Raw genomic sequence first — 14428 nt, forward strand, 5'->3', positions numbered from 1 at the left:
TAAATTAACTTAACTTAAGCGCAATTCGCTGCGATTATTCTAGACAATATCTCAATAGAGGACTTAACAAATGGAACTCGACTTAGGAACAAGACTCAACGGTAGATATTCTATAAGACGTATTATCGGCCAAGGAAATATGTCTTATGTATACGAAGCTTTTGATGACTTGTTGCAAAGGTCTGTTGCAATTAAGCAAATGGTAATTCCACATGGTGCATGGGATACAGGATCTTTCATTAAAAGGTTCAAACGCGAATTTCATTTTTTATCTGCCATAGAACATCCAAATGTTATCAAAGCACATGGTTTTTTTGCAGAAGCAAACACTGCTTTCATGGTACTCGAAATTGTAAAAGGTCCTTCACTACAAGAAATTATCGATAAGCGCATACAGAATACCCTTTCTTTATCGATGAACTTAGGCATTGCAATCCAGCTCTCCAGGGCCATAGAAGTAATCAATACCGCAGGTATTATTCATCGCGACATCAAACCTACCAATATAATTATCAATGACTCAAATAAAAAGCTCAAGCTACTTGATCTTGGGGTCGCAACTACAGTAAAGAATGAACTTTCAAGACTAACAAACCATGGTAATATAGTCGGAACACCCGACTACTTAAGTCCTGAACAAGTCGGAGGGGAATACTCTGCCAATAGCGATGTTTTTTCTGTTGCAGTAGTTTTATATCAAATTTTTTCAGGCGCAAATAAATCTCCTTTTCATAATGAAAACCCAATGTCAACAATGATGTCTATATCGACAAAAGAGCTTCCTCCTCTAGTTGAAGTTTCATATCTGACTACAGATTTATATAGAGAAACGTATAAGAAAATAGATATTGTTTTACAAAAAGCGCTAGCAAAAGAGCCAGAAGATAGAACAGCAAGCGCAACAACTCTGGCCGATGATTTTGAGATGTTATACAAAGAATATCGCCTAAACAAAACCCGGGTGAAAGAAAAAAAATCACAAATAGTAAACTGGAACGTTATTGAAAAAGCAAATCCAGAGCAAGTAAAGAAACTAAAAAAACTAGGGGACAAATTTGGTCGCGATGAATTTCCAATTAATAAACCCCTCAAGACAATTTCTTCGCGTCGTAAATCTTCACGATACCCGATTAAAAAAAAATCTAGAACGATAGAAATGCTTATTGGTTTTTGTTTTCTACTTGGAATTGTTCTTTTCATGGTGATGCATTTTTCAAAGATTAAGCCGCGCCCTCAGGAAAAAAATCGTAAGCTCGTTCAACAGAACGCTTTGTTTGATAAACTGCTTAACCAAATAAAACATCTCCCTACCCCTGAGCAATGGGCACGACTTGAAGATTTTAATCGTGAATACTCTATAAAAAGGGCTTTAGTAAAAAAAGCGCAGTTCGAAAGGGATATTTTAGAAACTCTAGTTAATGCCAACTCACTTATAAATAAACGTAATACCTCTTCGACAGCACAATTTAAAAAATGGAATACTATTTATCTTTGGAAAGAAAGTCTTTCTTTTTTTGAATTATGTCTTAGTAAAGAGAAAATTAAACAACAATTTCAACTTTTTAAAAAGCTATTCTCTAGTTTAGAAAACAATAAATTAAACAACTATACTCTTGAGAATAAAATCGATACAGAAGCTTATAAAAAACGACATTTCGAAAATGTTCGTAATGCTTTGAACTCAATGAAGCAGCTCTCAAGTTTTCAAAAACAAACTATTGAGCAGTATTACAAGCAAATGAATGTTCTTGAAAATATCATCCGCTTATTTAAAAAGAAAATGAGTTCTTCCAAGGGAAAGAAAATAAAGCTAATCGTTAGAAATAATGTTTTAAGTTTATTGATCACAAAAGTGCAAAAAAATTATATCCAAGTAAAAAGAAACTCTAATCTCTATAATTTTTACTTTTATGAAATACCAGATGGCGAACAGTCTCTTGATCCGCGTAATTTTATTTATCATATTCCAGCAAGATCCGTCGAAGAAGAATATTGTTATGCACTTCTTGCTTATTATGGAGAAAATTACCAAACAGCTTTAAAATTGTTACTAAAAACTATTAGTTACGGGCGATCTATCTATTTTTTAAACGAAGCATACCAAAAAGTATATTCGCAACCAATGCTAAAAATAGCTTTCAAAAAACCGTTGAAAATAGCGAAAAACAGTTCTGTTGTCATCAACAACAATTCTATCAAAATCACTGGCAAAGTATTAATCAACAAGCATATCGCAAATAAAAAAGAACTTATTCGTAACCTACGAATAAAAATAAATAACCAAAAAGTACAAAGAAAAAAATACTTGTTTTTGTCTACGGTTTTTCTAGAATACGGAAAAAACACTATTGAAATTAGTCTATCCACAAAACAAGATTCTATTTTGAACATACCATTTTCAATTACTAGAAATTTGCCACAAGATAATAATTTCACTAATAGTAACTATTTTCCTTCTTTTAAGGGAAAATTCAAATTATTAAATTGGCAAAATAACTTCGGAAAAAACCTCAGTCATCCGATTGCATACCAAGACCACATATACATAAAAAATTCCAAAAATACATTGTTTAAAATTTCTCTAGATGGTGAAAGTGTTTGGCAAAAAGACAATGTTTATCAAATCACCCCAACGATATGTAAAAAAACAATAAACAGTAGAAAACACTCTCTTTATATTTCATCGCCCAACAAAGTTTCATATTACGAAGAAAAGACCATGAAATTACTTTGGGATGTTCCACTAGAAGAGGTTATTTTTCCAAGTATTCTCTTAAGGAACTATATTTTATTCGGCACTTCGACCACTTTACATGCTTTCTCTTATGTAGATCAAAAACGCAAATGGCGAAAAAATATAGCTTCGACAACAAAGATGATCAAGGCAAATTCAAAAGTATATTTCGCTACTCCCAATGGGGAAATAGCATCCTACAACATAAGAGATGGTAAAAAATCAAACACCTATTCAACAGGCTCACCAATTTTATCTGCACCAACAACTTCCGGACACACTATTTTTGTGGGAAATAATCAAGGAAATTTATATGCTTTTTCCAATGGAAAAAAACGATGGGAGTACTTTTCTAGTGCCGCAATACATCACTCGCCAGCTTTTGCAGAAAATCACATATACTTCGTGAACAAAGATTATAAATTATATTGTTGCGATGCACAAATAGGCAATACCATATGGATTTATCAAGCAGATAATGAAATCGTTTGCCAACCTCTAGTTACAAAAGATAATGTGTATATAACAACAAAAACAGGTAACATCTTTGCTATTAGTAAAACCACAGGAAAACGCACCTGGCAATACTCAACTCAAGATTCGATCAGTAATTCTGGACCAACAATACATAATAACACGATGTATATCGGTGATGATGGTGGAAACCTATACTCTTTATTGTTTGAGTAAAATATATTAATAGAACTTAGTCGTCTCTATTTCAATTATATTGACTCTAAAAATATTTAGAGATAATTTAGGTGACAAACAAAATTTTGGTAAACAAATTAACAAATCTTTCTGTCGATAAAACAACGAAACTGTTGATTTATCAAAAAAGAAGAGCACTTCTCAACCTTAGATATTTCGGCAAATACCGAGAAAGATTAATAATGGAACATAAATTTAAATTTTGTTTTGTTCAAAATGGCAAAATCCAATCCTCGATATTAACTCCAAAAGCAACTTTTCAAAACCAAAATCTATTCTTTGGTAAGAATCCTATGGGTTGCCATCAAATAGAAAAAGTTTTAGTTCGAGGAACTAGAATTATTTTATTTGTAAAAAATACAGATAACTTAAATTCAGCAATAACAAAGCACATCGATAACAATATGTTAGTTCTTGAAGTGTATAAAGTAAAGGTTCATGCTTTAAAACGGTATATCGATTGTGGTTGTTCTAAGGTAAGAGCAGAACAACGTAAAAAAGCATTACTTGAAGAAGGAAATGGGAATTTATTCAGAACAATAAATTGCCCTGAGTGTCAATGTACAATAGATCTATCAACAGTAAGTGAGAGTCTCTATATATTTTGTAATTTTTGCGAATCAGTATTTACTTCAACCAATCAAATAGCAACTCGCGGTCACGAATTTAAGATTTGCGAAAAATGTGGAATGTTCGATTTTGTCAAAGAATATAAAGAAGAATATTTCTATTTCTTAATTCTTGTTTATGGTTATTCTTCTAAGTCCGTTTATTTATGTAATAATTGTGCACACTCTACTTTCATAAAAACTCTTTTGTTAAATTTTTTGTTCATTTTGGGAATCCCATCTTCTATCTTGATCAAACTCAAATCAATGAAAGGGCGCACACCGCGTACACTTAATTTTTCAAAAGCGAACTTTTTAGCAGCCAATGGTCAATACCAAAAAGCAAAACGACTCTATAAACGTATACATGCTAAAGAAAATAATCACCCAGGTTTTTTGTTTAATGAAGCGATGGGTTTCCTAGCTGGAAATAATAAAAAAGAAGCTCTCAAATTATTGCTAGCATCTCAGAAAGTTTGTAGTAACTATACGCCTTCTCTTGAATTGCTTGCAGAGCATCCAGAAGCTAATAATTATTTAAACGAAGTGCAAGATAGTCATTTCTTAGATACACATAAAGATGTTGTAGAAAAGCGACCGATAAAAAACCGTTTAGCCCAAAAACATTATTCTAACAACAAAAAAACAGCAGCGATTCCCATTGTTGTCGGTAGTATTTTTATCGGACTACTAACTATCTTAGTATTTTATATAACTAACCCAAACCAAAAGAAAAATTCAGTAAAAAATGAGCAGCAAGTAGCGCAGAACAAAAAGCAAGAATTAAACAATCAGCAACAGAACCATGACATCGAATTCTATGCTATAGTTACTAATAAAAATGGCGCAACATTCGCAATAGAAAATAAGAAAAGCAAACACCATCAACATATACCTGTTGGCACAAAGCTGCAACTTATCAGTACTGATATCGCCAAAGACTCTTCTGCACATGCTCTTGTCAGAGCTAAAATACTGTCAAATAGCCAAAATGCTTTCATTGGGGCAACGGGATGGTTAAGACTCGATAGTTGTAAATACACCTACAATCATGAAAAAGTAAATAACTATATAAAAAAAGGAACTGAGTGGGTAAATAAACAAAGTAGCATAGATAATTCTATTATTAATGCATCTTTCACTCTTCTGATGTTTCTAGGTATAGGAAATACTAGTAGTGTAGGTAAATACAAATACCAAGTGAAAAAGTTAGTGACATTTTTAATACAAGAACAACAACCAAACGGGCTTATTGGAAAAAAATCTTCTATTCTCATACACGCCATAGCAACTCTTGCAATTGTAGAACATTTTGCATTAAACTCTTTCCTTGGTAAATCTCCTCTAAAAATCCCTTCAGAAAAAGCAATTGACTATTTAATCAAGCAAAATACGCGTAATTGGAAGAATACATTAGCAACAACATGGACAGTTCTTGCTTTTAAAAGCGCTCGTATTTCTGGATTAGAAGTTCCAGAGTATGTTTGGAATAATGCGTTCTCTTTTCTAAATTCGATAACAGATCAAAATTTTCGGACATGGTACAATAAAAGGCAGCGTTCTGCTTCAAAAAAGAGCCAGCATAGAACAGAAACGACTACGGCAGCTGCAATAGTGGCAAAAATATTTCTTGGAATAGAGATAAAAAACCTCGAAAAAAGTGCTGAGCTATTATTAAAAAAACTTCCACAAAAGCATGAGACAATAACATATGATCATGCTTTGTACTACTATTTTGCGACTGAAGCCAGTCATCAAATGGGAAGAAAATTTACCTTCTTAGTTGTCAAAATCATAGACAAAATTGTCACGACACAAAAACAAAATGGCTCATGGCAAGATAACAGAAATATAGATATTACTCTGCTAAATATTATGTCTTTAGCCATTGCCTACCGTAGAGCTAAGGTTTTTTCTGATAAAAAATAATAATGTAAAAAATAAACTGTCATCCATTGGTATTCTAAATTAAAAGGGGAAAATAACAAAGGCGTAAGAATGTCAATTATCAATGTCACTAAGATGAAAAAATCTGTTAGATATAGACATGTTTTATTGCTTGATGAAAAAAGTATTCCTCTGCGCGGTAATCATGCAGGAAGACTAACTTATGTTGATGGTGAATTTTATCTACCTGATTCTCAAAACAATAAGATGTTGGTTTTTCCAATAACAGAAATGCGCGAAATTCCCAAAAAAATCAGAAAAAAGTGTTTGATTATCGATATATTTGTACAAACCCGTAGTTACTCTATCAACTTAAAACCTTCATTCGTATCATATGATTGGAGTCGTAAACAGTTTCTTGTTGGCAGTTTTCATTAAGATAAAAAAGGCCATTTCGCATGGTTTTCTAACTTTTCTGAGCCTGCAAAGTTAGAAGGTCTGTTAAAAAAGAAAATACAAGGGGCAGCCTCACGATGGATGTTTGTAGATTGCTTGCGGTTATGGTCGAGTAGATTCTAATGAATTATACTATGTTAGTAGTATACACCGGGTAGACAAAATACCTTCGTTTAAGAAAATCCAATATCGTCCGGGACTAGAGGATATTCACTCAACAAAATCGGGGAATATCTGGCTTCTAACAGAATTTCCTAAACATATAGAATATGGTTTTGCCAATAGAGTAGTATTCACAATAAAACGAGGTAAAGCTAAGTAAAATCTCTTAAGTAAAATCTCTTTTCTCAGAACAGATTTAGGAGTGTACTTATCTTACCAAATTTATATCTCCTAACTGTTCTTTCTCAAATCCAAAAATGAGTAGCAACTATAAAATTTAGACATAGCATCCATTAACAACAACACTTTGACTAGCCACATTAACTGTAATATAATACCACATTACAAAAGTGTGATTAGAATTTGAACATTATTCCTTATAAAGGGCATTTCCATGAATAGAATATCATGGTTTCTTGTATTTTTAGTTCTTCCGTTATTTGCAGATAATAATCCGTACAACCCAGAGAAAAAGCTTGCGGATATGGATATTACTTTATTTAAACCATCAAAGCCAGCAGCAAGTTTTGTTCCTGCAGTTCGTACAGGAAATTTAGTGTTTCTTTCTGGACATGTTCCGCGTAAACCAGAAGGTGGTTACGTTACTGGTAAAGTAGGAAAAGATTTAACAACTGCACAAGCAAAAGATGCTGCGCGTTTAACAGCAGTAAGTTTACTTTCGTCATTAAAAAATGAGATTGGTAATTTGCAATACGTGAAGAGAATAGTCAAAGTAACAGGAATGGTAAATGCCACTCCATCTTTTACCGAACATTCACTAGTAATTAATGGCTGTTCTGATCTTCTTATTTCCATTTTTGGTGAAAAAGGACGGCATGCACGCGCAGCAGTGGGAATGAGCTCTTTACCGTTCAATTTCGCTGTAGAAATAGAAATGATTGTCGAAATAGGTGATAAAAATTACTGTGCCCTTGTCGATGCTATAAACAGTAGTGAACGTACTCAGACATTTATATCTCGCGATCAATATCGTCACCCTCTAGAAACATTGACATTTTTTGGTATTAAACGTAGCATGAGTGTAGCTGAAGTTTGGCCAGGTAGTTCTGCATGGTATATGGAAGTATTAGCTCCTTATTTACGCGAAGAAGGCTTATATATTGCAGCGGGCTTTGATCAAGAAACCAAATCCGACTTTTTCAAAAAAGCTAACGCAAAATTTGCAGAAAAATTAAAAAGTAAACCTCAGCTTTTTGATAAAGTTAAAGTTTCGGAACTAGCAGCACCACATAAAACAGCCATTGCACCTGCAGGTACCCTAGATGCGATTTTAACATTTCGCAATGTGCACAACTGGATGTGGAGTAAGTCAGAGCAAGATATGTTTCGCGCTTTTTACAAAGCGTTAAAACCGGGAGGAATTTTAGGAGTAATAGAACACCGTGCTCCTGAAACAACAGATGATATAGAAGCCAAGCGTGGCTACGTAAAAGAAAGTTACACCTTAGAACTTGCAAAAAAAGCGGGATTTAAATTTGTAGCTAGTTCTGACATCAACAACAATCCAAAAGACATAACAACTTACCCTACTGGAGTTTGGACCCTTCCTCCGACACTACGGCTAAAAGAAAAAGACCGCGAAAAATACATGGCTATAGGCGAAAGTGATCGCTTTACTTTAAAATTTATCAAGCCTAAAACAGCGAAATAAAACAGTCATGATTCATTTGTCATAAAATGAGGCTTTTTGTAAAGTCTCATTTTAGACGAAACCATTGTCTTTCAAAAAATCAAAAGCTTGGTATTCATCATTGAAAAAATAAAAAAAATCTTCGATTCCGAGCGTCAAAAATAAAAGCCTCAACTTTTTCGAAGCCTTTAAAATTAGACATTTTCCTCCTCGCTCATTGATAAAATCCGCAACTATAATAAAAACCCCAAAGTGAAAACTATTAAACATGAGCTTTTCTACATTAATAATAATACTTTTATATCCACTCAAAATAATTTTTTCTAATTCGAAATGAAGAGGTTGTTTTTTATTAGCAGATGGATCAATAAAACCTTCTATCTTCACAACTGTTGCATTAAAAATCGGAACATTTCGTGACGCGATTTTGTACATGGACACCTCGTTGGTTATTAACAAATTTTTCACAAAAAATCACTGCGTACCTGTCCGTCGTTATTTGCTTGCCAATATTTACAAGACACCAAATCTAACGCTGTTAGCCAACCATTGCGACTACATACATCTGTATCAATACAAATCGCGTGTTCCATATCGCGAGGTAAACCATTTTTTTGCGGTGTGTGACCGCATATCATTTTTTTTCCAGACATATGTGGTGCAGCGTCGTTTATTCTCTCCCAATACAACATATAATCTGGTTGTTCTTCTAAAGGAAGATCAGGATAAGCATTCGCATGGACAACAAAGTACTTTTCTGTTTGGTAGTACGGACAACATCTTTCGAGAAATGACCAATGTTCATCGAGAACATCAGTTATTTTTCCCTTGTCGCCTAAAGGAGAGTATGAACGTAAGGTGGCATTACCACCATTTGATAGCCAATCTTCGTGATGAGCACTCGATTCTCTCGCTCTTAACATCATTATTTCATGATTGCCTCGCAGTGAAATTAGTTGATGATTTTGAGATAACTGAATCAACTGCTCAATTACTCCGTATGAATTTGGCCCGCGATCTACATAGTCACCAACAGTAATAATTATATCATTTTTGCGTAAAGTGATATAGCTAAGCAACGTACTCAGTGCATTTGCACATCCGTGAATATCTCCAATTGCTAAAAACCGCATATTTACCTTTCTTATTCTGTGTTTGCCTTTCTTTACTTTCAACTGAAATTAGCTGGCTATTTTCAGTTCAAAAAATCGCATGACGAGGAAGAGAAATGTTGATGTCAACTAACAGAACATTGGAATTATAACGTTCATCACCGTTTTTTACAATTCATTAGGTAAATAATACTCTTGAAAATTTGTAGTGTTTCGCATATGATAGCAACTATGTAATCAGCTGAAATAGTAAATTTTAGTTACTTGTGCTTTAGAGATCTCCTTACTAAATGAGGTGAAATTTGGACATAACAAAGCTTCAGTATCTTGCAGATCTATCAGTTCTTATTTCTGATAACGATGATTTGTTTGAAAGAACAAAAGCAGCCGCAGTATTCTTGCAAGAATTCGATGACAAATACTTCATTGCAATTACTGGGCAAGCTCCGACAACAGAAATTCTCTACAAAAATGGTAACAAAAAATTTGCAATCGATTGGTTTAAAGAAAATAATACGCCATTACATTGTTACTCCGCAAAAAAATATGGTTTCTGCATAGAAGCAAAACAAGTCATTTATATTGAATCAAAACGCAAGTTTTCACCAAATGAAATAAGCATTTTTACTATTGTACACAACCTCCTACGCATCAGAAATAAACAAAATACTACAACAAAAACTACTAAAAAAAAGCGCATTCAACAACGCGGCAAACTTAAATTCCCTTATGTCGAAATTATTGGGGAAAGCAAAACTCTCATTGCGCAACTTGCAAGACTTGATAAAGTTATTCCATCTAACGTGCCTATTCTAATTCAAGGAGAAAGTGGCACCGGTAAAGAACTTATTGCTCGTGCGATTCATATGTATGGTCTGCGAAATAAACAACCATTTGTCGGTGAAAACTGCGCAGCACTAGCGGAAACTCTTTTAGAAAGTGAACTTTTTGGACATGTAAAAGGTGCTTTTACTGGCGCTGTACAAAGCCGAAAAGGTTTATTCGAACACGCCGATAAAGGAACTATTTTTCTTGACGAAATTGGCGATATGAGTATAAATATGCAAAAAAAATTATTGCGCACTCTTCAAAATGGTGAAATTCGTCAAGTAGGTGGGAAATCTATTAAAAATGTAGATGTCCGCATAGTTGCAGCAACAAATAAGGACTTACAATACGAAGTGCAACAAGGAAACTTTCGCGAAGACTTGTTTTATCGCTTAAATGTAGTTACAATTCAATTACCTGCTCTTCGCGAACGCGAAAACGACATATTGCTACTTTTCGATTTTTTCTACAAAAAAGTATGCAAAGAAATGGGAGTAGAAGAAAAACCTGTCGATGCTGAAGTAAAAGATATGTTTTTGCAATACAAGTGGCCAGGAAATATTCGCGAGCTACAAAACGAAATACGGCGTATAGTCGCTCTCTGCGATGACGTCGTAAATGTCGATATCGTTTCTGAAAATGTAAAGAATAACAAAATTTAGGAGGTCAGGCAGATGAAGTGGATTATATCTATTTTGATATTACCCGCAATATTATTTGCAAATGAAATGAACTATGTTGTTGTTGATATCAACAATATAGGGTACGAAAAATTGCAAGAGTTGAAAGAAAACCAAGCATTTGAGTGGTGGGTTGAACTAGAAGATCAACTACTTACTCTCATGAAAAAAGAAAACATAAACTCCATCACTGAAAATTACAAGTGCTCGACACTACCGATTGCAGTTGAACAACAAAATTTGCATTTCGTTAAACGCGCGCACCAAAAAGACTTGTTGATGCCAGGTGTAGAAATTCTTGGAAACGCAGGTCGTACTGCAGTAATTCAAGCGCAAAAAAGTTGTGTACTTAACATCGGACAATGTCATGATTCTCATTATGACACAACTACAAACTCAGATGCAGTACATGCTTCTCTAGCACCTTTTGCTCCAAATACTGTTGTTGCAAAACAGGCAGGAAATGAAATGCCTAGTTTAGCTTTTTCTACACGCGCGGACTATTCAAAACTAGCAAATAGTATTGATGGCGCTCGTTGGAAAGCAGCAGTTGATCATTTGTCTTCTTACAATCGCTATACACATGGCGACGGGGTTATAGAAGCACGCGATTGGTTAGTTAAGCAGTACCAAGACTTGGGTCTAGAAGTTTCTACACCAAGCTTCAACGTAAGCTTTACAACTGCTTACAATGTTGTTGCTGTTATGAAAGGAACTGAAAGACCAGACGAGTTCTTTATTGTTGGTGGTCACTATGATTCCATTTCGCAAAGCCCCAACACAGCTGCTCCAGGAAGTGAAGACAACGCGAGTGGTGCATCAGGGGTCTTAGAGATGGCACGCGCTTTCGCTAAAAATCCACCAAAATCAACTATTATCTTTATTAACTTCTCTGGAGAAGAACAAGGTTTAGTTGGAAGTTATAAACATGTGGATGAATTGTTTGCAAAAGGTGATCAAGGAAAACTAAAAGCAGCTCTTATCATGGATATGATCGGCTATACAAGCGATGATGACCTTGACTTACTTTTAGAAACAGCAGATGTTGGAAAACATTTATTTCCTGTTTTTACCGCTGCTGCGCAACAATACACATCACTGCGTATTGTTACTTCATTGCGCCCTTTTGGTTCAGATCACGTTCCATATATCAAAAGAGGTCTTCCTGGACTATTGACAATCGAAAATGACTGGGATGACTACAAACCGTATCACACAACCAACGACCGTCCTTCAAAGGTCAGTATTGATATGGGTCGCGAAGTACTACGTATGAATGTAGTTACTCTTGCAATGCTTATGGACCAAGATTAATTTCTTCTAGTTTAATAAGTAAGAGTATTTACGCTCTTACTTATTAACTAATTGTTCAAAATCTCATTAAACGTTTTTCACAAAACTTCCGAAACTCAATCGTCGTATTCATCCCACAATCTAACTTCTTTCAACAATAATTACTACCAATAATCGTTTTAAAAAATTTGATTGAAAATTTTTTCCAAAAATTAAAGCAATACAGAGCTATTGCAACCAGATATGAGAAAACCTCTCAAAACTTTTTAGCCGCTGCTTCATTGATTTAATTGATGACACGTCCTAATCTTAATTTCAATAGGTGATTTATTATGAAAAAAACTACCAGTGAAAAAAAGAAGTATTGGCAAGGGAGACAGTACTTGGTATCTCTTTTTTTCTTTTTATTTATTACAACTGTGTGTTTGTTAGCAATCGCAAAAAACATACCTTACAAAAATATGTATCTAACAATAGCAAGTTGCTCGGGATTAGCATTACTTTTATGTGTTTTTGGCATTATAAAGCACTGGAATCAATACAGCGAATAAAAATAATACCATATTTCTATATATCACAAGTCTACAGCGTAAAAAATTTTCCAAGATGCGAGTTATCAAGTTTGCGGATTTTAGAAAGGTCTTGGCTTCGGTTATTTACTGCTAAGAGTATACCTCCTCCGATAAATTTTTGTTAACAAATGCTAACAAATGCAAGCTACAAAGAATGCAGCCAGGGGTTATCTCCCAATGCACGTAGAAAGATTCCACGCGCTCCATTAAAATCGCGATCAATACGCTTCTTACAAGAAGAGCAATTAAAAAACTTGTGTCCACCGATATTTTCTTTAACATAGCCACAAGAGCTACAAGTTTTGGAGGTATATGCTTCGTTTTGTTCGATAACAATAGAAGACAAGAGCTCAGCTTTAGACTTCAAAGTATTTTTGAACTTGAAGTGCGACCAGTTGAGCATTGCTCTGACTGTTTTTGATCTCTTTCTTTGGCTCTAGAATTATACGAATGTGTTGTTTTTGCAGTTCTTCGAGTTTCGTTGGCAAAATTGAATTCAAAATACTGAACGTACACTCCCTAATCTTCTACCACAAATCCTGGGTCTAATTCCTCCTCTGATGATGGAAAGAAAATCACTGTTAAAAAAGTACTAACTGCTCCTATAGTAAAAGCTGTTAAACTAGGGCTTTCTATGAAAAAAAACCAAATCAAACCAGAAAAAGCAAAGCTTGCTATAAATAATGCTAAAGGTCTAATAATCAGAAAGAGAAAGCCTCCTAGTAGTACAACTAGATAGGATTCTGTCGTCATATTGAACGAGTAAACACAAAAGCAAAAAATCAAAATAACTAACAATATTCGGCAAAAAAATTGAAATTTCCTAAATTTCGACATCGTTTCTCCTTTTGGCAAAATGAAATGGTAATTTTTTTGTTAAAAATCACATATTATTCCGAAACGCAATAATTATTTGCGTTTCGAAATAATATAATGGTTTTCAATAATCCATATCCATATTTTTTATGAATATTTTTGATAGAAAGTGTTCTATGTATATAGACTTCATTATTCAAAGAATATACACAAAAATTTTTAACCATTTTTAATCTTGATACGTCTATATAAATGATCCATCCTTAGTAAGTGACTCATAAAAATAATTGCCCGCTTAGTGCAAAGCTTTTATTTTCTAGATCAGCGCGACGAAAGCGCACAGCGACAACCAGGTAATCGAGAAACAATAAGCTAGAAAACAAAAGAACAAATGCCAATCGGAAAATACTCTTGACGGACCGCTTAACTAAACAAAACTTGTTCAATTCTAATATAAATAATATTTGTCGGTTGGTATTTTTTTAAAGTTTGGAGCTAGATATGTTTTTTTTTCGAAAAAAAAACCATATACAAAAAGATAAACTAATTGGTGTAAATCTATCGAAGAGGTACTTGAAAAAAATTGATTTATCGAAAGCTAATTTGGAAGGTGCTGACCTTAGTAAATCTAACTTAAAGGGCTCTAAGTTAGTTGGAGCTAATTTGCGAGGAGCAAATTTATCTTATGCTAAATTAGAAAAATCCGATCTATCAGGAGCCAACTTATCAGGCGCTAATTTAAGAGATGCGAATTTATCAGGAGCTGACTTATCCGGTGCTATTTTAGTAGGTGCTAACTTAAAGAAAGTTAATCTAAAGGGAGCAAATCTTTCAGAGGCCGACTTGTCGGAAACTAATCTTTCTAGCGCACATTTATTTGGAGCGGATTTGACCGAAGCTATTTTACCATGAAAATTT

11 protein-coding genes and 1 pseudogene are annotated in these 14428 nt (G+C 34.1%); 9 read left to right on the plus strand and 3 right to left on the minus strand.

The annotated features are described in order from the left end of the window. The first annotated feature begins 70 nt into the window (after nucleotides 1-70). The 4 genes from UABHE_RS08285 (at nucleotide 71) to UABHE_RS08300 (ending at nucleotide 8230) form a co-directional block, all read left to right on the plus strand. On the plus strand, nucleotides 71-3424 hold the full coding sequence (locus tag UABHE_RS08285) for a PQQ-binding-like beta-propeller repeat protein (RefSeq protein ID WP_372369781.1): 3354 nt from the start codon (nucleotides 71-73) through the stop codon (nucleotides 3422-3424). Between the two features lie 203 nt (nucleotides 3425-3627). Then, on the plus strand, nucleotides 3628-5982 hold the full coding sequence (locus UABHE_RS08290; RefSeq protein WP_372369782.1) for a tetratricopeptide repeat protein: 2355 nt from the start codon (nucleotides 3628-3630) through the stop codon (nucleotides 5980-5982). 69 nt (nucleotides 5983-6051) lie between these two features. After that, nucleotides 6052-6378, plus strand: coding sequence for a hypothetical protein (locus tag UABHE_RS08295; RefSeq protein WP_372369783.1), 327 nt, complete (start codon nucleotides 6052-6054; stop codon nucleotides 6376-6378). A gap of 574 nt (nucleotides 6379-6952) precedes the next feature. Next, a complete protein-coding gene (locus tag UABHE_RS08300) occupies nucleotides 6953-8230 on the plus strand; it encodes an Atu1372/SO_1960 family protein (RefSeq protein WP_372369784.1) in 1278 nt (425 codons plus the stop codon). Between the two features lie 51 nt (nucleotides 8231-8281). On the opposite strand, the gene UABHE_RS08305 is transcribed toward UABHE_RS08300, so the two are convergent. After that, complete coding sequence (locus tag UABHE_RS08305) at nucleotides 8282-8644, minus strand: hypothetical protein (protein WP_372369785.1); 363 nt, start codon at nucleotides 8642-8644, stop codon at nucleotides 8282-8284. A gap of 29 nt (nucleotides 8645-8673) precedes the next feature. Next, nucleotides 8674-9342, minus strand: a complete 669-nt coding sequence (locus UABHE_RS08310; protein WP_372369786.1) for a metallophosphoesterase family protein — start codon at nucleotides 9340-9342, stop codon at nucleotides 8674-8676. Between the two features lie 281 nt (nucleotides 9343-9623). Here UABHE_RS08310 and UABHE_RS08315 point away from each other — a divergent pair, with 281 nt between their 5' ends. The 4 genes and pseudogenes from UABHE_RS08315 to UABHE_RS08330 all read left to right on the plus strand — a co-directional run bounded on the left by UABHE_RS08315 (nucleotide 9624) and on the right by UABHE_RS08330 (nucleotide 12673). Next, nucleotides 9624-10811, plus strand: coding sequence for a sigma-54 interaction domain-containing protein (locus tag UABHE_RS08315; protein ID WP_372369787.1), 1188 nt, complete (start codon nucleotides 9624-9626; stop codon nucleotides 10809-10811). Nucleotides 10812-10823: 12 nt separating this feature from the next. Next, on the plus strand, nucleotides 10824-12143 hold the full coding sequence (locus tag UABHE_RS08320) for a M28 family metallopeptidase (RefSeq protein ID WP_372369788.1): 1320 nt from the start codon (nucleotides 10824-10826) through the stop codon (nucleotides 12141-12143). Nucleotides 12144-12304: 161 nt separating this feature from the next. Beyond that, nucleotides 12305-12412 (plus strand): annotated as a pseudogene (locus UABHE_RS08325) (IS5/IS1182 family transposase); the annotation flags it as partial. Between the two features lie 42 nt (nucleotides 12413-12454). Beyond that, nucleotides 12455-12673, plus strand: a complete 219-nt coding sequence (locus tag UABHE_RS08330; RefSeq protein ID WP_372369789.1) for a hypothetical protein — start codon at nucleotides 12455-12457, stop codon at nucleotides 12671-12673. 166 nt (nucleotides 12674-12839) lie between these two features. On the opposite strand, the gene UABHE_RS08335 is transcribed toward UABHE_RS08330, so the two are convergent. Then, nucleotides 12840-13097 (minus strand): zinc ribbon domain-containing protein, encoded by a 258-nt coding sequence (locus tag UABHE_RS08335; protein ID WP_372369790.1) that lies wholly within the window; start codon nucleotides 13095-13097, stop codon nucleotides 12840-12842. A 914-nt stretch (nucleotides 13098-14011) separates the two neighbouring features. On the opposite strand from UABHE_RS08335, the gene UABHE_RS08340 reads away from it, so the two are divergent. Continuing rightward, complete coding sequence (locus tag UABHE_RS08340; RefSeq protein ID WP_372369791.1) at nucleotides 14012-14422, plus strand: pentapeptide repeat-containing protein; 411 nt, start codon at nucleotides 14012-14014, stop codon at nucleotides 14420-14422. Nucleotides 14423-14428: the final 6 nt, after the last annotated feature.

The organism is Candidatus Uabimicrobium helgolandensis, from assembly GCF_041508025.1.
Classification (GTDB): Bacteria; Planctomycetota; Uabimicrobiia; order Uabimicrobiales; family Uabimicrobiaceae; genus Uabimicrobium; species Uabimicrobium helgolandensis.